Below are 19,896 nucleotides of genomic sequence, written 5' to 3'. Positions count from 1 at the left end.
AAACCTGACATTTACAGGGGGAGTTGCGACAAGCGCATGGAAATAAAAATGGCCGCTCCATACCGGAGCGGCCCAGCCATGATGACTGTCACATCATGCATCATTCTATCTATCCCTTAAATAAACGCTTCGTTGTCGTCACCCCGTCCACTTCTATGCGGATCAGGTACAGCCCGTCCTGCAGGGTGGATATATCCACCGCTTCGCCGGAGCTGATAATACGCGCCGGCATCACCACCTGGCCGGACACATCGTACATGATCATCCTGGCCTGTTTGCCCTTGAACTGCAGCCGGATATTGCCGGAAGCAGGATTGGGATACAGCAGGATGTCGCGATTGTCCTCTCCTGCTGCCGGCTTGCTATTGACCATCATCATGCGCGCGCCGGCAGCGGCTGAAGGTGTTGCATACAACTGGTGCTGAGGAATGATCTCCTTAGGCTGCGAGGCGCTGGACCAGCGCAGGCGGCAGTTGGCCCCGCCGTAGTTCTCGAAATATTCCAGTTTTATGTCGTACTGTTGACCGGCCGTCAAGGTTATGGTACCGGAGTATTCCACGTCCCAATCGTCTATCCATTTGTCAATGACCAACTGGTTATTGACCCACAGCCGCCGGCCGTTATCGCTGGTGATGTAAAAGGTATACTCGCCGGAGTACCGGGGCTCTATCTTCCCGGTCCACCTTACCGAGTAGCCGTCTGCGTTAATACTGTCGGCCGGTGCGCCTTCGCCCCAGTCAAAATCCACTTTGGGATCGATCCGGGACAAAACAAAGGTCTCGAAGTTCATGCCATTGTAATAGTCTGCAGTAAGACCGTTGCCGTTGCCCATGGGCGGTTGTACGATCAGCTCCCAGCGGGCGGATGCCTGGGCCGTATCCATATGCAGCTCCACGTTGGCTTCCGGGGCGGTGCTTTCATTGCGGATAGCGATCACCTTGCCGCTCAACACGGAAACGAACTTGTAATACCCGTTACCGGCCGGTAAGGCTATGAACTGCTGGTTGGCGGCGCCGGTGCCGGTCCATTGCCAGATATTGGCGTTTTCGGCAGTATCGGATTGCGCCACATCCAGGTTTTTGGCGCTGTGGTAGGCCGTGATGGTGTAGCGCCCGTCGCCCAGGTGCCTGAGGTTAAAGGTCTGGTTAGCCGCACCGGTACCATTCCATAGCTGTATGTTCACGCCGTCTCCCAGGCCGCCAGTGCCGCCCCGCACATCCAGGAACAAGCCGCTGTTCACATTCCTAATCGTATAGGTGCCGGCCAGTCCGGGATCGCCATTGGCCAGCACGCGCATGGAGCTGGCGCTGTCATTCCAGCCCGGCAGGTGCATGGCGTTGCCGGTCAGCACCAGGGAATCGCCCTGGAAATTATCCTGCTTATAGAGCACCACCTTATACCCTTCCCTGATTTTCAGGGAGGAAATTTCATTGTTGCGGATGCCTTTCAATGCCATGCCGGCCAGTTTGTAGCTGCCGATGGGCAACCCGGCGTGAAAGCCGCCGTAGTTGGCATGCTGGTACACCGTTACCGGGCCTGCTGTAGAGGCAGGCCGGCTGTACAACTGCGCCCGGGGGATCACCTGGCGCTGCTGCCGGGCGCTCTGCCATTCCAGGTGGCAGAAGGCATCGCCGTTGCCTTCCGCATAGCGCAGCTCGATATCATACTTTTGCCCGGCTGTAAGCGTGATGGAACCGCTGCGGGTATAGGCGCCCTGCGTGTTGTAATCATCGATCAGGGACTGGCCGTTGACAGTCAGCTTTACGCCATCATCGGAGTACACGTAAAAGGTATACTGCCCGGAGTACAGAGGCTGTACCTGCCCGGACCATTTCACGGAGAACTGGTTCACCCCCAGCAGGGAATCATTGGGCGAGCCTGCGCCCCAGTCAAAATCCACGTTGCGGTCCGTCTGCTCGTATTTTAATGCGTTATGGTGGTACCCGTCGTAGTACTGTGCTTTCAACCCGTTGCCGGTGCCTGCGGGTAATCCTTTCAGGTTTTTGCGGATGAGCCATACAAATTCATCGGGCGCCACTACCCTTACGTTGGGGCCTAAACGACTAATGCAGTCCAGCACATCGTTCACGCTCCTGGACCAAACATGCACGGAAATGAGGCTGTAGCCATCCCCGGAATAGATATCCGTGGAAGCCTGGTTCAGTTGCGCGGCCAGCGACTGCGGGGAAGATAAAGTGCCCCATAGCGTATACCGGCCACCGATAGAGGGCTTGTCGCCATACCAGTCTATCTGCCCGGCACGCCCGGTATAGTTGGCGCCATAGCTGTAGTAGAACAGCGCGTCAATATTGTCCTGCTCCAGGTAGGCAGAGGGATCGTTATCACTATCGTCCGCATCAATGATGTTCACAATGCGCAGGTCTGCTTTTTTCATGTACCGGTTCAGCAGGGTGCATTCCGTTTCCAGGTCGGCGTCGGGATAGCGGCCGGGCAAATGGTAGCCCCTGCCGGAAGGACCGGCTATCAGCACGTTCCGGCCATCGGGAGTGGTCAGGCAATTGTCTATGTACTTTTCATATACCACGGGGGCCAGTTCCGCCAGGGAGGGGGAAATGGTCCATCCCAGGTTTACACGGCCGCGGTTGGGATTGTTCCAGTTGTTCATGTTATCGTGCGTTCCCAGCAGCCATTGCACATTGTCCCCGTCGCTGATCACAAAGCAGACGGTGTGCACGTTGGGCACCACTTCAAAAGGTTGGATGGGGTCTTTCTGGCGAAACGAATCTTTGGTGGCCGGGATATTGGTGAGGGCAGACAGGTTAGGCGCCCAGTCCGACGGCAGAATCATCATGGAGTGCTGTGACAACTGCTCCACCGTTTCATACTCCTGCGGGCCCCAGCCAAAGAAGGCGGCGCCTTTGTTCATGCGGTTGTACACGCTGTCTGCCAAGGGGCCGGTGGGAGAATCGTCCCAGAACTGGAAAGCTTTCGTATAGGTGCTGTAGTCAGCCAGGAAGCCTACCCGGTCGTCGGAGCTTTGTTGGTAGGAAGCGATGTTTTTGCTGAACAGGTGGCCGTAGTGGGCCAGCGCCCAGGACTCGTTCCGGCCCCGCACATCCAGCAGCATGGTCAGCCCGGCATTGATGGCGGTTTGCTCAATGTCCGCCGGGATGGCTACGGCATTCATCACGCCGGCCAGCGAAATGGCCACATTGGTGGAGCGGTCTTTGGCGTTGCAGAGGATGTACCCGTCCAGCCTGCCGGCGAAATGCGCCAGCAGCCCGGGAAAATTCGTGTAGTAGGTGTCGTCAATGGTGATCCCGGTCTTTTCCACCAGGCCCCGGTGACCGGAGATATCGCGGAGAATTTCCGGCTTCTCCTGCGCAATAACGCCCATCAGCGTTTGCAGGGCCACCCGCTCCGAAGGAGAATAGTTTTCCGAGGTGAGGTACAGCCGGTCCGGTACCGCTGTGTAAGGGTAAGGACTGCCCTGCACACGGTCAGGCACCGGCTGCGCACTGGCAACCGGTACCTGCAGGCCGCATGCCAGCAAAATACCCAGTAATTGAGGGAATAGAGTTGTTTTCATAAAGAAGGGTTTTCGGGTTATATAATTAATAATTAAGAATTAATAATTCCTGTAACAACAGTGTTTCGTCGAAACACCAGCGTTACGATTATTAATTATTAATTCTTAATTCTTAATTTTTTAATTGAGTGGCCAGCAGCTTAATGAAATAGCCGCCTACCACGCTGCGTGCCTGGAAGCCTACCATTTTCCCGTTGGTGGTCTCATGCCAGTCGCTCAGCGGCACCCGGGATTCCGTTTCCAGGGCAAACCGGTACACCGGCACTACCAGGTCCTCAAAATCCTGCTGATTGTCTGTCAGCACGGAAGTCCACAGTATCCAGTCGGATTTGGTGTAGGTGCGGCGGCTGTCCAGCGGCAGGCCGTATTTGTTTTGTTTGGTGAGGTAATACTTCACCTCCCGCTCATACACGGATGCCGGGAACAGGTCCAGGTTCAGCAGCTTGTCCCATACCAGGTTATACTTCTGGCTCCAACTGCCTTTACCTTCAAAGGTCAGCGCGTAGTGATCACCGTCATCGGCCAGCTCCATCCATTTATGCACCATGCCTTTTGCCAGTTGCCGGTATTTACCGGCAGTGGCCTGCTCGCCCAGCTCCTTTGCCATCTCCGCATAGCAGCCCAGCGCTACAATGGCCTTTACGGACAGGTTGGCATTGCGGGCCAGGTGACCGGCAAAATCGTCCGTGCACAACTGGTTAGCGGGATCAAAGCCTTCTTTGGCCAGGTATTCCGCCCAGGTAGTAAGGGTTTTCCAGTGCTTTTTAGCGTAGTTGGCATTTCCTTCCGCTTTGGCAATAGCGGCGGTGAGAATGATCATGTTGCCGCATTCCTCCACGGGCATATCCTCGCCATAGGTTTGCCCGGTGGCAATGGGATAGGTGCCCAGGTCGTGCGCGGCAAAGGGTTTGGTCCATTTGCCGGACTCGCTGTAGTAAAAGATACCGTTCAGCATCCCTTTCAGCAGGTCCGGGTTATATACCAGGTACAGTGGCGCGGAGGGATAGGTGACATCCACGGTATTGATGGAGCCGTTGCTGAAGTTCTCTTTGGACAGGAACAGGATCTCTCCCTGCGGGCTTTTGAGCAGCTTGTGCGCGGCAATGCTCTGGCGGTAGGCCAGCTCGCACAGCCTGGCGTAGTCCTCACCGCCGGCGCCCTTTGCGCTGTTATACAGTTGCTGGTTGAAATCCTCGCAGCGCTGCAGCACGTCTGCATAGGCGTCCGCAGCCTGGGCTAACTGGTCCTCCATGCTGCCGCCTTTTTCCTTCCACCAGGCCTGCAGCCTGTTCTCAAAGTATTGTATGGCATAAAGGTCATCGTAGCCCAGCAGCACCAGTTGGGTCTTACCATTGGCATCCACTTTACCCAGGGGTATGATCGTATGCAACTGCAGGTGCTTACCGGTAAGCGTGCGCTCCGCGGCCGGCCTGAATGCCTGCGTCATGGGGCGCGCCGGCGTAATGAACTGGGACACCTGCCCTGCGGCTGGAACGGCCACATACACGTAGCCCCAGTCAATCTTCACGTTATCGCCCTTTTTCTGCAACACCGGCTGTCCGGTGGTGCCGGCTTTCAGGATAGACAGTCCGCGGGCGGCGTACTGTTCCGCTTTTACTTCCTGCGAAGGCTCATTTACCGCCAGGTCCGTAGAGGCGCCTAAGTACAACTGCACATCATGAGCGGCGCCGTCATTGGCCTTTACCGCTACCTGCACGTAGGAAACGGGCCTGGACAGCAGGTCCAGGTCGTTCAGCAATAAAGGAGAGGTAAACGTAAGGGTCACATCTGTTTTGCCGCAGGTCAGTTCGTAGATGGTTTGGGTAGCATTGAGGGTCACGCTTTTCTGCTGCGCCGTTGCTACCGGGGGGCCGGCAGGCGGCAGGGGCTCCCGCGCCAGGCCGATGTCCAGCCAGGCGCCGCCGCCGGTGTTCCTTACATGCACGGCAAAGAGATTCCTGCCCGGTTTCAGGTGCTGGCGTATGGCGGCATCCAGGGGCAGGTACACAAAATGGCCTGTATGGCCTTTGCGTTTGTAGATCTCCTGCCCGTTCAGGTACACCGCAATGTCGTCGTCGTGGCGGAGCTTCAGGTATAATTCGCGGCTGTCTGCTTTATTCAGGGTAAAGGTTCTCCGGATCCACAGGTCCTTGCTCAGCCATTGCGTTTTCACCATGCCCTTTACATCACCGAAGGGCGCCTTGCCTGTTTTCCACTGCCCGTCGTTGAAGTCCGGCATCATCCAGTTCTCCGCCGGTGCAGTTTCCGTATAGGCGGTTACGTAGTTCATTTCATCGCCTGCCGGCAGCACTGTTTCGTAATGTTTACCTTCGTTGCCCAGGAAACGGTACAGGTCTCCGTCCACCTTCAGCATGCCGATCAGCGAGTGGTTGGTCCCAGTCCAGTGCCTGGTGGGAGTGGCTGTCAGCGTGTCGCTCATAGACCAGATACTAAAATACGGATCGTGTGTGATGAGGGGATAAGCGGGCGCCTTCCGCTGCGCATAACTCCACAGGCCTGTCAATAAAAAAAATACCAAAAAAACGTTTCGTCTCATGAACACTTGTTTATAGTTAAAAATCCGGTTTTAGTGACTGGTGCATCTGTAACAAACAATGGAAGGAAAGGCCGGTGCCCTGGCTGCGCTTACAGGTCCAGCCTGACCAGCGGGGAGAAGATGCGGTCCTCCACCCCGGCAATTTTCAGACCGATACGGGCATACACGTAATCCTGCGCGGGCGTCATGGCCGGCACGGTTACCTGCAGCGTTACATTGTCCGGATCGGCAATATCAGCGGCAGACAGGGTGGCTGACTCAATATTATCCGCGCCGGATACAAACTGGGTCTTGTTCACATACAGGCTTACGCTTTCCAGGTCCCTGGCGGAAGCGTCCGTAATGATCTGCTCAATACTGCAGGTGGCGGTCACCTTGTTGTTGCCGGCCGTAAGCTGCGGCGAGCGTATCAGGTAGTACGGCGTTACTTCCATATCCAGGGTCTGGTTGCCCTGTATGTTGATGGTAACGGAGTCCGGCGCGCCGGCCCCGGTCTGCTTCCAGCGGAAGGGCCCCTGGCCGTTGGGGATAATGAATTTATACTCCCCGTTGAACAATACCTGGGAATACACGCCTTCCTGGTTAAAGGTGCCTTCAATAGGTCCTACCTTGCCGAAGCCGAACTGGTACAACTGGTAGGATACCTGGTTATATTCCACGTTAACAGGCTCGCCGTTGTAAACGATCCGCCCGGTCAACTGGGCCGCGGGAGGATCATAATTGTCCTTTTTACAGCCGCCGGATAATAGGAAGCAGGAAATAAGCAGCAGGAAGTAGGAAGTATGATGATATCTTGATTGCATGTCTTCAGTTTTTGTTACTGGTTAGGTTGTCTTACGATCTTCGGATTGTTGGACCTTATCTCGTCATTGATAAATGAATAATAATTACCGAGCCGGAAGCGGTTGGTACCGGTTACCAATGCCGGCCGTACAATCTTATATATCCATTTTCCATTGTTGGTACTAGCCGGGTCGTATATTTTATAAGGCCACAACGCATAGGGCTGCGTGCTGTGCTTGGCGGCTTCCCCGATGTTGCTGGTAAGGTCGCTGACGCTCATCTGTGCGCCGTCCCATACCCGGTGGGCCAGGCGCCAGCGTTTCATATCGAACAGGATATGACCTTCAAAGGCCAGCTCCACGCGGCGCTCATGCACGATCCGGTCAAAAGTGATGTCCGCCGCATCCAGGGGAATAACCAGGCCGGCGCGGGCGCGCACCTGGTTCATATAACCGGCTGCGGTGCCGGGCTGTCCCAGCTCAAAGGCCGCTTCCGCTGCGTTGAGCAGCACTTCTGCGTAGCGGTAACGGATAAACGGCACTTCGCTGTTGGTGCCGCGGGAGCCGGCACCGGGCGCAGGGTCCAGGTACTTGCGGATGTAAAACCCGCTTTGCGCGGTAAATTCCTTGGCATTAACCGGCCCGTCAAAACCTACTACCTGTACGGGCGTATTGGTGCCGGGCAGCTCCTTTTGCGCGCCCCGGTCGTCGCCGGTTATGATGCTGCCGTCTGCCAACTGGTAGCCGGCCCAGATGTCCACATTGCGGCCACGGAAAGCAGATCCGGGGAGGATCACCGTACCGGCCAGCCGGGCATCCCTGCCGGCAAAGATGTCCAGCAGGTTCTCATAATAAACCGGGTTGCCGTCCGCATCTGCCACAGGCAGGGGCGCAAAGGTATTGTCCAGCTTCTCAAAGGCCTGCACCAGGTTCAGGGAAGGATTGAGCCTGCCGCCCTCCTCTTCTTCTGCGCCGTAGCGGGGCTGGTTGGCCACGGTAAACCCGTGCACCTTGCCGCTTTTCAGCTTGAAGTCCTCTATCCAGATGGATTCCGGGTTGCCGTTCTTATCCAGGAAAATATTGGCGAAGTTGTCTGACAGGTCTGGCTTCCGGTTGTACAGGGCATAGGTGCCGGCGCTGCCGCTAATGATCTCCTGGGCGGCCTGCAATGCTTTGGTATAATAACCGTTTGCCATGGAGGCAGGAATGCCTACCTCCCCGCCCGGCAGGGATACCTGGGGCGTGTTGACGCCATATTTGGCAATGGAGCCGGCATACAGGGCGGCCCGGCACTCCATGGCCAGTGCGGCGGCCCTGGTAGCCCTGCTTTTTTCACCGGGGTCCGCCGGCAGATCATTCTTGATAGCCTCCGCTTCGCTGATCACAAAATCATAGATCTCGGATTCCTTTGCCCGCGGGTACTGCAGGTAAGTGGGATCACCGCCGAAATCATATTCCAGTGATTCCAGGATCAGGGGCACGCCGCCCATCCTTTTCACCATTTCAAAATAGTAATTGGCGCGCAGGAAGCGGGCTTCCGCCAGGAAACGCTTCTTGTCGGAATCAGACAGCGCAGGCGCTGCGGTGGCCCTTTCTATGAACAGGTTCAGGTGGCGGATATAGCCGTAGTCCCAGGTGCCCCAGGCGCCAAAATCCCAGCTATTGCGCTGTACAATGCCTGTCTGCCCGTTCTCGGAGGGAAAGCTTTCGCTGAAATCGGCAAAGGAAACCCAGCCGCCATCCAGGCTGCTGAAGTCCACCTGCCGGTTGTACAGGTCCGCCAGTACAGACAACGCCTGGGAAGGACCGGCAAAGGCCTGCTCCGGGGTGAGAATGGAAGTAGGTTGTACGTTCAGGAAATCGCTGTCTTTTTTACAGCCTGTTGCGCTGAGCAGCAGGGCTGATAGTATATGTGGAAAATATCGCTTCATCTGTTGCATTTTTAAAAGGTAAGGTTTACGCCTGCGTTGAATACCTGGCTTTGCGGGAACTGCAGGCCATTGGCGTCTGCTATTTCCGGGTCGATGTTGAACTCGCTTAAGTTGTCGATGGAGAACAGGTTATACGCATTCAGGTAAAAACGGGCCCGCCGTATTTTCACCCGGTTCAGCAGCGGCGCAGGCAAAGCATAGCCCAGCTCGATGGTCCTGGCCCTGATATATTTTACGTTGTGCGCCCAGAAATCGGAATTCCGGTAGTTGCTGTGCCCACCGTCATTAAAGCGCAGCGCGGGATATTTGCCCGGTATCCATTCACTATTCTTGTCATAGGGATCTGCGCGATGCCAGCGGTCCAGGAAAATGGTGTTCAGGTTCCCGTCATTCTGGAAAGGCCAGCGGGTTTCCCAGTTCTGGAACCAGGTGTAGCCGGCGCCGCCGGAAAAGTCTGCGTGAAAATCAAAGCTGCGCCAGGCCAGTGAAATATTGAAGCCAAAGTTGATATTGGGCTGCGTATTGGGATCGCCGTCCGTGCTCAGGCCAATGGGCCGCTCGTCCATCCCGTCTATCTTGCCGTCGCCGTTCTGGTCCTTGTAGATCAGGTCGCCGGGCAGCAGGGTGCTGTTGCCTCTTCCGTCAATGTTCACCGGGTAGCTGTTGATCTGTTCCTGGGAGGTGAACTGGCCGATGGTTTCCAGTCCCCATTGTATCCGCGTGAACCGTTCTTCCGCAGAATTCCGGTACTGGTCCCAGGAGTTAAAGAACACCGGGTTGTAGCCATGGAGGAATTTTTGCCTGGAGTAAGCGATATTGCCGCCCACCCTGAAGGTCACTTTGCCGATGGAGCCATTGTAGGCCAGCGAGAACTCTTCGCCGTACTGGGCGTCGCTGTTGATATTCTCGTCCGGCAGGGCGTACCCTATTTCGTTCGGCACCAGCACATCGGTCTTGCGGCCGCGCAGGCCGGTACGTTTGCGGTAGAAATAATCGAAAGTACCGGTGATCTTGCCATTCATCAGGCTGAAGTCCATGCCCACATCCGTCATCTTGCTCTTTAACCAGGAAATGTTGGTGATGGGCACGCCCCGGTCGCGGGAGCCAACGATCGGCTGACCGCTGATAATGGCCACCGGCTGGTTGTAATCGTACCCCTCAATGTAGGCGTAGGCCGGCAGGCCCAGTTGGGTGCCGTCGTCGCCCAGCACGCCATAGCTGGCCCTGAGCTTCAGGTCAGACAGCACGGTGCTGTTGCCCATCCATTTTTTCATGAATGCTTCGTCGGATATTCGCCAGCCTGCGGACACGGAGGGGAAATACCCAACCCTTTTGTCCGGTGCAAAAAGATAGGACGCATCGCGGCGGGCCGCTACTTCCAGGAAATATTTGTCGTTATAGCTGTAGCTCAACCGGCCCACGTAACCGATACGGGCCTCCCGGTCGTCGCTGTCCTGGTAAGTATCCGCCGTGCTGAAGTAGATCAGCGACAGCTCATTGGTAGTAGGCACCGCATGTATCCAGTTACGGAGGCGCTGGTTCTTGATACGTTCATTCACCAGCGTCAGGCCAACGGTATGCAGGCCGAAGGTCCGGTTATAGTTCAGTTGTAGTTGGGAGGTGATGTTGATCTGTTTCACCTGCTCCCGCTCCCGCCAGGGATTGGTGCTGCCGCCCGTAGGTGCATAGCTGTCATCCGCCGGGTTGTAGGTGTATGTTACATAGGTGTATTCATGGTTATTCAGCATATGATCGGCCAGGTAATAGGAGTACATGCCCCTCACGCTCAGCCCCTTAATACCGGGTATCTCGTATTCCCCGGTAAAATTGGCCTGCAGCACGCGCCAGTCGCTGCGGTACTTGCCGGAAAGCGTTTTGTTCAGGTAGGCCCAGTTGGTCTCGTTATGCTTGATATCATTGAGATAGGCCGGGTTATCATTGGCGTAGGGCCTTTCCAGGGGCGTATTGCGCAGGATGGCAAAGCGGGCCAGCCAGTAATCGTCCCCGTAGGGTACGCCGGGATTGTCCCGGGTCTCTATACGACCGTTGATCTGCACGCCTATCTGCAGGCCCTTGGCTACCTTGGCGGTAACGTTGGACTGTATGTTGGTGCGCTTGAACAGGAACTCCCGGCCCAGCACGGAGTTCTGGTACAGGTGGGTGCCGGACAGGTAATAGTTGATCCGGTCCGATCCGCCGGTCACGCTCAGGTTGGCGGAATGGATCGGCGCATTTTTCTGGATAATGAAATCCTTCCAGTCAAAGCTCTGGTAGCCGCGTTCCGTGCCGGCCTTGTATTTTTCCAACTCCTCCGGCGTAATGGTGGTGCTGCCGTAGCGGTTGATCTCCGCTTCCGCACGGTACCGCATATAGTCGTAAGAGTTAGTGAGCACGTCCGGGAAACGGGTCCAGTTCTGGATACCGGTATAGGCATCCACATTAAAGGTATTGGGCGTGCCCAACTTGCCTTTTTTGGTAGTTACCACTACCACGCCGTTGGCCGCGCGCACGCCGTAAATGGCGGCGGAAGCGTCCTTCAGCACCGTAATGCTTTCTATATCGTTGGGCGCCAGGTTATTGAACTGCCCGGCATCCTGCTGTATCCCGTCTATTACAAAGAGGGGATTGCCCATGTTACGGATCTGTATGTTGGCGCTGGCGCCGGGCCTGCCGTCCGCCATACGGAAGGACACGCCGGGCAGTTTGCCGGCCAGGGTGCTGCTCACCGTGGAGCCGCCGTGCACCCGGCCGATATCGTCGGCCGTTATGCTGGACATGGCGCCCGTTACGGCTTTCTTGCGTTTTTGTCCGTATCCCACCACGATCACTTCTCCCAGGTCGGTCCGGTCCTTCTGGAGCCTGACCTGCAGGGAAGATCTGCCGGCTACATCCACTTCCGTAGGGATAAAGCCCACGTAAGAGAATAGCAATACGGCATTTTCATTTTTCACCGTGAGGGAGAAATTACCGTCCGGGGTGGAAAAAGCCCCGTTGTTGGTTCCTTTCTCAATAATGTTCACCTGGCCCAGGCCATTGCCTGCGCTGTCTGAAACTGTTCCTTTTACCGTGAATTTTTCATTGTTCTGTGCGGCAAGGGGATGATAAAGGGAAAGTAGCAGGAGGAGTATCATGGTAAGAGATGCCCCCACCCCCGCTGGGGGGCGTTTAACGCGAAATTTCATATGAAAGTTTTTTGGTTGTTACTATTGCGACATGGAGCCTTGCACTAACGTGGTATCATGCCTGGTTTCATATAGCGATTTAGTTGGTGAATAAAGGACGTAAACGTTTACGTAATTAATCCAAAAGGATTTGTACTTTTAAATGCTGGTACGAAATAACTTTTTGTTGATCAATATCTTTATTCGGGGCATATCATTATTTGTTCAAATTGTTTCAGGTCTGCAGGACCTGAGGAGCACCAAAATCTATTCGGGGAGATGCATTTCCTGCTGCGTTTACAAAAGACCATTATCTTTCTGCTGTTGTCGTTGCGCGGGATGGCGCAGCCTTATTATTTCAGGCATTACCAGGTGGAGGACGGCCTGTCCAACAATACGGTGATCTGCATGGCGCAGGACCGGGACGGCTTTATGTGGTTTGGCACCAAGGAAGGCCTGAACCGCTTTGACGGTTATCATTTCAGGTCATTTCAGTTGGACGAGGACTACGAGCGCTCCCTTACCAAAGACCTGATCAATTCCATCTTCGTGGACCGGCAGCAGGTAATGTGGGTAGGCGCGCAGAAAGGACTGTACCGGTATGAGCCGGAAAAGGAGCGCTTTGTGCAGTTCATCGATACCCTGCGGAATGTTTCCAACATCGTGATGGACCGCAGGGCGCGGCTGTGGTTCATTGCAGACCATACACTCTGTTATTACAGTTTCCTTACCCATACGCTGCAACGCTTTCCGCAGGAGCAGTATTTCAGCGCCAACACCCTTTGCCTGTCGGAGGACGGGGATATCTGGATAGGCGCCGCCGACGGGTTCCTGCAGCACTATGACCAGGCTACACAAACCTTCCGGGGCTATAATATATTCTCGCATTCCCCACCGGTCACCACCTGCTTTATTGAGAAACTCATACCCGCCGGGCCGAAATCCATTTTCATCGGCACTTCCTGCCAGGGCGTCAAACAGTTCGATATAACCAGCCGTACCTACAAAGACATTCTTACCTACAACCCTGATAAAACGACCGTCTATGTACGCAGCATGCTGCGCTACTCGGACACGGAGTACTGGTTTGGTACGGAGTCCGGGGTATTTATCCTGGATACCCGGAGCGGGGAGGTCACCAACCTGAAAAAGAAATTCCTGGACCCCTACTCCCTTTCGGATAACGCCATCTATTCCCTGCACCGGGACCGTGAGGGGAATATGTGGGTAGGCACCTTTTTTGGCGGGGTGAACTATTACGCGCACCAGCCGCTGCTTTTTTCAAAATATTATCCCAACTATTCCAGCAATTCCATCAGCGGCAGCGCCGTACGGGAGATATGCCAGGATAACGACGGCAATATCTGGATAGGCACCGAAGATGCGGGGCTGAACAAGCTATACCCTGCTTCCGGGAAGATCGTTCATTTTGAGCCGGGCAGGCGGCCGGGGGATATTTCATACTCCAACATCCACGGGCTGGCAGTGTCGGGCAACGACCTGTGGATAGGCACCCATGAGCATGGCCTGGACGTGCTGGACATCCGCACGGGCAAGGTGCGCCGGCATTATGCAGCCGGCCGCGGCCCCCACGACCTGAAAAGCGACTTCATTCCCAGCCTGCTCCGCACCGTGGATGGGCGCATATTTGCCGGCACCGGCAACGGCCTGTACGAGTACCTCCCGGCTATCGACGGCTTTAAACGGGCGCCGGAGATACCGGGACACGCCATGATATCCTGCCTGTTCGAGGACAGCAGCCAAACCATCTGGGCCGGTACGCACAGCAACGGCGTATTTTATTTTAACCGGCGCAGCGGCGCCAGCGGGCACCTGGTAAACGACCGGTACAATAAGAACAGCCTGTCCACCGATTACATCAATGCCATTACCGGAGACCACGCCGGCAACCTGTGGATCGCCACAGAAGGCGGCGGGCTTTGCCAGTTGAGCCCCGACCGGCGGCATATTACCCGGTATACCACCCTGCACGGCCTGCCTGGCAATTACATTTTTAAAGTGGTGGAAGATGATGATCGCCAGCTATGGATCAGCACCTCCAAGGGACTCGTCAATTTTGACCCCGCCAGCCGCCGCATGCATGTATATACGAAAAGCAACGGCCTGCTGAGCGATCATTTCAACTATAATTCCGGGTTCCGCGATGCAGACGGCACCCTCTACTTCGGGAGCATCCGGGGCATGGTCACCTTCCGGCCCTGCGACCGCGTGCACCGCCTGCTGCAGCCACCGGTATACATTACCGGCCTGCAGGTAGATAACCGGGAGGTATCCGCCACGCGGGACAGCAACCTGCTGAGCACCTCCATTGTGTACGCCGGCAAGGTCACCCTGCCTTACAACCGTTCTTCCATCAGCCTGGACTTTGCTGCGCTGAGCTATGTATCCCCGGACATGACGGCCTACACCTACAGGATGGAAGGAATAGAAAAAACCTGGACCACGGTGCAGCCTAACCGTAAAGTATATTATACCAGCCTGCCGCCGGGGGAATACACCTTTAAGGTAAAGGCCGCGGTAAACGGCATCCCGGGCCAGTCTGCCCGGGAACTGGTGATACAGGTGCTGCCGCCTTTCTGGGCAAGCCCCCTGGCCTACCTGTTGTATACGCTGCTGGTGCTGCTGGCCGGTTACTACATTGTACGAAGCTACCACCGGCGCACGCAGAAGAAAAAGGAAAAGGAGGCCTATGAAGCCAAGATCGAATTCTTTACCAACGTGGCGCATGAGATACGGACCCCGCTTACCCTCATTAAAGGACCGCTGGAAAACCTGATGGAAAAAGCGGACGACCTGCCGGGCTTTAAAGCGGATATACAGATGATGGAGCGCAATACCAACCGGCTGGTAGGGCTGATCAGCCATATCCTCAACTTCCGGCAGATAGAAGCCAAAGGCTACAGCCTGGACTTTGACAGGGTGAATGTAAAGGCCCTGCTGCAGCAGAGCTGTGAGGACTTTGCCATACCAGCGGAGAAAAAAGGACTGGACTACCAGGTGGACCTGCCCCCCGCTTCCATATACGCCATCGCCGACGAGGAAGCCCTGGAAAGGATCTTCAGCAACCTGCTCAGCAATGCCGTTAAATACGCAGACCGGCAGGTAAGCGTCAAACTCTACCCGGTAATGAAAGAGGATAGCTACTTTACCGTGGAGTTCCTGAATGACGGCCCTGTAATATCGCCGGATATGCGGGAAAAGATCTTCCAGCCTTTTGTGCGGCTGAAGGAAACGGCCCGGCAGAAAGGCACCGGCATCGGGCTCACCATGGCCCGGTCGCTGACAGAGCTGCACAATGGCATATTATTCATCAGGAACACCGACACCGTCAATATTTTTGTATTACAGATCCCGTTAAAAACTGAATAAAAACCATATGCTACCCGTTATCCTACTTGTTGACGATGAAGAAGACATGCTGGAATTCCTGGAACGGATACTGTCTTCCCGTTATACCGTACTGAAAACAGGAAAGGGGCAGGATGCCCTGCAGTTGCTGGACAAGGAAAGCGTGCAGTTGGTGATCTGCGATGTAATGATGCCGGAAATGGACGGTTTTGAGCTTTGCAGGCACATCAAATCCAACCTGGAGCATTCCCATATCCCGGTAATCCTGCTCACCGCCAGGAACACCATCCAGTCCAAGATAGAAGGCCTGGAGCTGGGCGCGGACGCCTATATTGAAAAACCCTTCTCCAAAGAGCATTTACACGCGCAGATCGGCAGCCTGCTGGCCAACCGTAATAACCTGCGCATGTATTTTGCCAACTCGCCGCTGGTACATATCAAAAGCATGGCGCATACCCGGGAGGACGAGCGCTTCCTGGAGGCGCTGAACACCATCATCCACAACAACATCGAGGATGTGGAGCTGAACGTGGAAAAGCTGGCCAAGTGCATGAACATGAGCCGCATTACCCTGTACCGGAAAATAAAAGCGGTGTCGGACCTTACGCCCGTTGAGCTGATCAACATTGTACGCCTGAAACGGGCAGCGGAGCTGCTGGCCATTGGCCGGCACAAGATATACGAGGTGGCGGACATGACGGGATTCAGCTCCCAAAGCAACTTTGCCCGGAATTTCCTCCGCCAGTTCAATATGACGCCTACGGAGTACATCCAGTCCAAGCAAAAAGAAAATAAATGAGGGGCCTTAAGGCCCCTTTGAGAAAATCCATTATGTCATAGTCATTCCTGGTCAGTATCACCTGTTCTTCCCTGGTTTGCATAGTTGCTTATTTTAGAAATGATCGTTGATGAGGTGTTTTTTCTATTGGCATTACGCGCGGCCCTCCCCTGCCCCACCCGTTTCTTCCGGCCTGTATCCCGCATGGCCAGGAACAGTAAGGGCAGTGAAAGCAGCAGCCACCAATAGGTGCTGCTATTACCGGTAAAGGCCGCTCGCATAATGATGCCATTCAGTAATATCAATATTACTATCACCATTCTATTGAGCGAGGCCTGTTCTGGACCTCTTTTCATTTTTCAAAGTTTAGGCTGTTGTTATACCTGCAGCACCTGTGCAGCGAACAGCAATAACGTAATACTGCCTGCCCGGAAAAGTCTGCAGCACGCAGCGCATAGCAAGCACTTTTACTTAATCGATAAGTAAGCAGCAAATTGTCCCCAAGCCCGCGGCCAGTCAGGCTTGGGCAAAAGTGTTAAAGTCCTTAAAGTTGGAGAAGTAATAAAGTTGTGCGCAGAAGGGTACAAACTCGGGAAACGACCAGGTATAGCAGTCACTCATGTCGAGTATAGTGTGCTCAACAACAACGCTTTTTACCTTATGATCGGTATTTCCCCTCATCTAAACAAATATACTGAAAAAAAGGATAAAATGCTGCAGGAACAAGCGGCCGGTTATTTTGTAACAATGGTTATACTGCCGCCATTCCTGAACAGCTCATGCGGCACAAAATACCCCTCATGGCCCTTCCCGTCTACCTGTATCGCGTCCAGGTGCCGGCCGGCTGCAGGCTTTTTCAGCGTGAGCACGTTCCCGTTGTCCAGGTGCCATTGCACCTCATCAAAAACAGGCACGGTAACAAGGTATGCCGGGTCCGTAGCGGAGAAAGGATACAGCCCGGATGCGCTGAACACATACCAGGACGACATTTCGCCGGCATCGTCCATGCCGCAGAGGGCCAGCCCTTCGGGGCCTATGCCGTACAGGCTGTCTAAAATATGGTCAATGATCCGCTGCGATTTTTCCGGCTTGCCGGTAAAATAATATGCGAACGGCGCCTCATGGTCCGGCTGGTTGCCGTGGCAGTACTGCCCGATAAAGCTGGATACATTCCGGGCAATGTACTGCGGGTTCCAGGGCACGGAAAAAAGCGAGTCCAGTTTCGCCTCAAAGCTTTCCTTACCGCCATACAGGGCCACCAGGCCGTTCATGTCATGCGGGGCAAAAAAGGATACCTGCCAGGCGTTCGCTTCCCGGTACATGTATTCGTAGTAGGGATACTGCGGGTTGAAATTTTTGATCCAGTCGCCGTTTTCCAGGCGGCCGCGCATAAAGCGGGTGGAGGGATCAAATACATTTTTATAATTCCCTGACCGCTCCATCAGCGTGCGGTACTGCGCGCTGTCGCCCAGTTGCCGGGCCAGTTGCGCCAGCGAATAGTCGTCATAAGCGTATTCCAGCGTTTTAGACACGCCGGCCTTCGCCTTGGTCTCTACATGCGGGTTGGCCACATCGGGGTCGGAGATATAACCTTTCGCGATGTATTCTTCTATGTGCGGACGGGTGCCGCCGGCTTCATTTGCATTCTTCAGCAATAGCTGGTAGGCGCGCTGCACGTCAAATCCCCTGATGCCCCGCAGGTAGGCGCCGGTAATAAAGGACGCCGCATGATCGCCGTGGAAAAAGGTAGGGATGAAGCCCCGCTTCTCCCCGATGTCCACCAGGGAGCGGATCACATCTTCCGCTACTTTGGGAGATACGATATCCAGCAGCACCAGCTTGTTGCGGTAAGTGTCCCACAGGGAAGGCACGGTGTAATAGTTGAAGTCCGCCTTCACGGTTTTCCCGTCCGCATCCGTATACTCGCCATTGACATCGCTGCGCAGGGCCGGCCAGAGGAAAGCCCGGTACAGGGAAGAGTAGAATAATTGCTTTTGTTTTTCGGTACCGCCCTTTACACGGACCTTTGACAGCAACGCCTCCCAGGTGCTCACGCCTTCCTGCAGCACTTCCTCAAACGATTTATTGCCGATCTCCTGCGCCAGGTTCTGTTGCGCATTGGCAGCGCTTACAAAGGATAAACCGATCTTCAGCTCCACGGCGCCGGTATCCCGGCCGCTGACATGCAGCATGGCATAGCCTTCCCGGCTGCCCTCCGCCTGCTGCTCCAGGTTTTCAATGCGTTTGTTCAGCGTTGCGTAAAAATAAACGTGGCTCCTCCCGAACTGCTGGTAGCCCTGCACGGCGGAATCGCCCACCTGCGTGATCTGCCATTCCCGCACCCTTTCATTGGACTTTGCGAGGTCAAAGAGGATGCGCCGGTCCTGCCCGTCCTCGTAGCGGTACTGGTGGTAACCGCATCTTAATGTAGAGGTAAGGCGCACGTCCACCTTGTAATCCTCCAGGAATACCTGGTAGAAGGCGGGCGAAGCGGCCTCCCGCTCGTGCGTAAAGCGCGCGCCGAAATCCTTTGCGGCGCTGCCGGTGTTGGACACGGGCAGTACGGGAATGTAGCAAAGGTTCCAGTGCCCTTTGTTGGTATGGGTAAAGCCGTAAATAACGGTATCCTCGTATTCATACCCGGCGCCGGAGTGATATTCGGTGATGGGACTTAATTGCACCATGGCGTTGGGCAGCGAGCTGCCGGGATAAGTGAGCCCGGCCCATACCCGCCAGTTTTCCGGGGGCGTATAACCGATCACCTTAGGATCTGTCAGCGGTGCAGTGCCGATAAATGGATTTACATACTTCGTATAGCCGGAAGCGGCCTGGCTGTTATTTACAGTAGCAGTTTTACAGGATGCCGCCCCTGCGGCCAGCGCTACCCCCGCCATCAATACCATGCAGTAGTTCATCGTGGTTCGTTCGTTTTTTAGGATTCCGATTGTGCGGGGATAAATTAAAATAAAAAAGGGCGCTTTTGCAAGCTGGTAGTGAGGAGTGGCAAATTACAGGTGCCGGTTACTCATAACACGTACAAACTCATCCTTCTTTTTGGGCGAAATGATCACCGGGAAATCATCGCTCATAACAGCGTAGCCTCCGTCTGTCTTCAGCATTCGCTTTATCTTGTTGAGATTGATGATATGTGAATTGTGCACGCGCATAAAGCTGTGGCCGGCCAGCAGCAGCTCGTATTCCTTGAGGTTTTTGCTCACCATGATATTACGACCGTCCACCAGGCAGAATTTTGAATAGGCGCCTGCCGCCTCGATCCTGATAATTTCCTGCAAGGGGACAAATTCAAGCTCGTTGGCAAGCGATAAGGTAAGCGTGGGGTTATGCTGGTTGTTTTGCAGTTGCTTCAGGTTCTCCATCAATGAAGCCATCAGGTGTTGCTGGGTGGCCTTCTCCCTGCTCACCACTTTTGTCACCGCTTCTTTCAATTCCGTCACATCAATGGGCTTGAGCAAATAATCGGCTGCGCTGAACTTGATGGCCCGGATGGCGTAATGGTCATACGCGGTGGTGAATATGACGGCGGGGCTCAGGTCTTCCACTTGCCGGAGCACATCAAACCCTGTCCCGGTTTGCAGCTCTATATCCAGGAACAGGAGGTCGGGCTGGTGCGCATTGATCTCCATGACTGCATCTTCAACATTCCCGGCCTGGGCCACAATCTCGATATCCGGGCAATGGGCCTGAACAAGGCTGCACAGCAGTTCCCTGCTGCGGGGCTCGTCTTCTACAATAATTGCTTTATGCATA

The 19,896-nt window shown here is 55.0% G+C and carries 10 protein-coding genes; 2 read left to right on the top strand and 8 right to left on the bottom strand.

Going from position 1 to position 19,896, the window contains the following annotated elements; all coding sequences use genetic code 11:
* Positions 1 to 109: 109 nt before the first annotated feature.
* From LX66_RS18095 to LX66_RS18075, 5 genes are all read right to left on the bottom strand, one after another.
* A complete protein-coding gene (locus LX66_RS18095) occupies positions 110 to 3,550 on the bottom strand; it encodes a PA14 domain-containing protein (protein ID WP_145716173.1) in 3,441 nt (1,146 codons plus the stop codon).
* A 112-nt stretch (positions 3,551 to 3,662) separates the two neighbouring features.
* Positions 3,663 to 6,107 (bottom strand): glutaminase family protein, encoded by a 2,445-nt coding sequence (locus tag LX66_RS18090; RefSeq protein ID WP_145716171.1) that lies wholly within the window; start codon positions 6,105 to 6,107, stop codon positions 3,663 to 3,665.
* An 89-nt stretch (positions 6,108 to 6,196) separates the two neighbouring features.
* Complete coding sequence (locus LX66_RS18085) at positions 6,197 to 6,910, bottom strand: DUF3823 domain-containing protein (protein ID WP_145716169.1); 714 nt, start codon at positions 6,908 to 6,910, stop codon at positions 6,197 to 6,199.
* Positions 6,911 to 6,924: 14 nt separating this feature from the next.
* Positions 6,925 to 8,820, bottom strand: coding sequence for a RagB/SusD family nutrient uptake outer membrane protein (locus tag LX66_RS18080; protein WP_145716167.1), 1,896 nt, complete (start codon positions 8,818 to 8,820; stop codon positions 6,925 to 6,927).
* A gap of 11 nt (positions 8,821 to 8,831) precedes the next feature.
* Entirely contained in the window at positions 8,832 to 12,002 is a 3,171-nt protein-coding gene (locus tag LX66_RS18075) for a SusC/RagA family TonB-linked outer membrane protein (RefSeq protein ID WP_145716165.1), read from the bottom strand.
* A gap of 258 nt (positions 12,003 to 12,260) precedes the next feature.
* Between LX66_RS18075 and LX66_RS18070 the strand changes: the two genes are divergently transcribed.
* Positions 12,261 to 15,371 carry a ligand-binding sensor domain-containing protein gene (locus LX66_RS18070; RefSeq protein ID WP_145716163.1) on the top strand — a complete coding sequence of 1,037 codons (3,111 nt, stop codon included), beginning with the start codon at positions 12,261 to 12,263 and terminating at the stop codon, positions 15,369 to 15,371.
* Between the two features lie 7 nt (positions 15,372 to 15,378).
* Positions 15,379 to 16,149, top strand: coding sequence for a response regulator transcription factor (locus LX66_RS18065; RefSeq protein ID WP_145716161.1), 771 nt, complete (start codon positions 15,379 to 15,381; stop codon positions 16,147 to 16,149).
* 41 nt (positions 16,150 to 16,190) lie between these two features.
* On the opposite strand, the gene LX66_RS18060 is transcribed toward LX66_RS18065, so the two are convergent.
* The 3 genes from LX66_RS18060 to LX66_RS18050 form a co-directional block, all read right to left on the bottom strand.
* Entirely contained in the window at positions 16,191 to 16,484 is a 294-nt protein-coding gene (locus LX66_RS18060) for a hypothetical protein (protein ID WP_145716159.1), read from the bottom strand.
* Between the two features lie 378 nt (positions 16,485 to 16,862).
* Entirely contained in the window at positions 16,863 to 19,043 is a 2,181-nt protein-coding gene (locus tag LX66_RS18055; RefSeq protein ID WP_244620445.1) for a GH92 family glycosyl hydrolase, read from the bottom strand.
* Between the two features lie 93 nt (positions 19,044 to 19,136).
* Complete coding sequence (locus LX66_RS18050; protein ID WP_145716157.1) at positions 19,137 to 19,895, bottom strand: LytR/AlgR family response regulator transcription factor; 759 nt, start codon at positions 19,893 to 19,895, stop codon at positions 19,137 to 19,139.
* Position 19,896 lies beyond the last annotated feature (1 nt).

It is taken from the genome of Chitinophaga japonensis, assembly GCF_007830125.1.
Classification (GTDB): Bacteria; Bacteroidota; Bacteroidia; order Chitinophagales; family Chitinophagaceae; genus Chitinophaga; species Chitinophaga japonensis.
Note: the sequence above shows the minus strand (reverse complement) of the source record. Positions and strands in the feature narration are given on the sequence as shown.

Coding starts and splice junctions, on each gene's coding strand:
- LX66_RS18065 (WP_145716161.1), top strand. CDS start 15,379: ATGCTACCCGTTATCCTACTTGTTGACGATGAAGAAGACATGCTGGAA.
- LX66_RS18080 (WP_145716167.1), bottom strand. CDS start 8,820: ATGAAGCGATATTTTCCACATATACTATCAGCCCTGCTGCTCAGCGCA.
- LX66_RS18050 (WP_145716157.1), bottom strand. CDS start 19,895: ATGCATAAAGCAATTATTGTAGAAGACGAGCCCCGCAGCAGGGAACTG.
- LX66_RS18085 (WP_145716169.1), bottom strand. CDS start 6,910: ATGCAATCAAGATATCATCATACTTCCTACTTCCTGCTGCTTATTTCC.
- LX66_RS18070 (WP_145716163.1), top strand. CDS start 12,261: ATGCATTTCCTGCTGCGTTTACAAAAGACCATTATCTTTCTGCTGTTG.
- LX66_RS18060 (WP_145716159.1), bottom strand. CDS start 16,484: ATGAAAAGAGGTCCAGAACAGGCCTCGCTCAATAGAATGGTGATAGTA.
- LX66_RS18075 (WP_145716165.1), bottom strand. CDS start 12,002: ATGAAATTTCGCGTTAAACGCCCCCCAGCGGGGGTGGGGGCATCTCTT.
- LX66_RS18055 (WP_244620445.1), bottom strand. CDS start 19,043: ATGAACTACTGCATGGTATTGATGGCGGGGGTAGCGCTGGCCGCAGGG.
- LX66_RS18090 (WP_145716171.1), bottom strand. CDS start 6,107: ATGAGACGAAACGTTTTTTTGGTATTTTTTTTATTGACAGGCCTGTGG.
- LX66_RS18095 (WP_145716173.1), bottom strand. CDS start 3,550: ATGAAAACAACTCTATTCCCTCAATTACTGGGTATTTTGCTGGCATGC.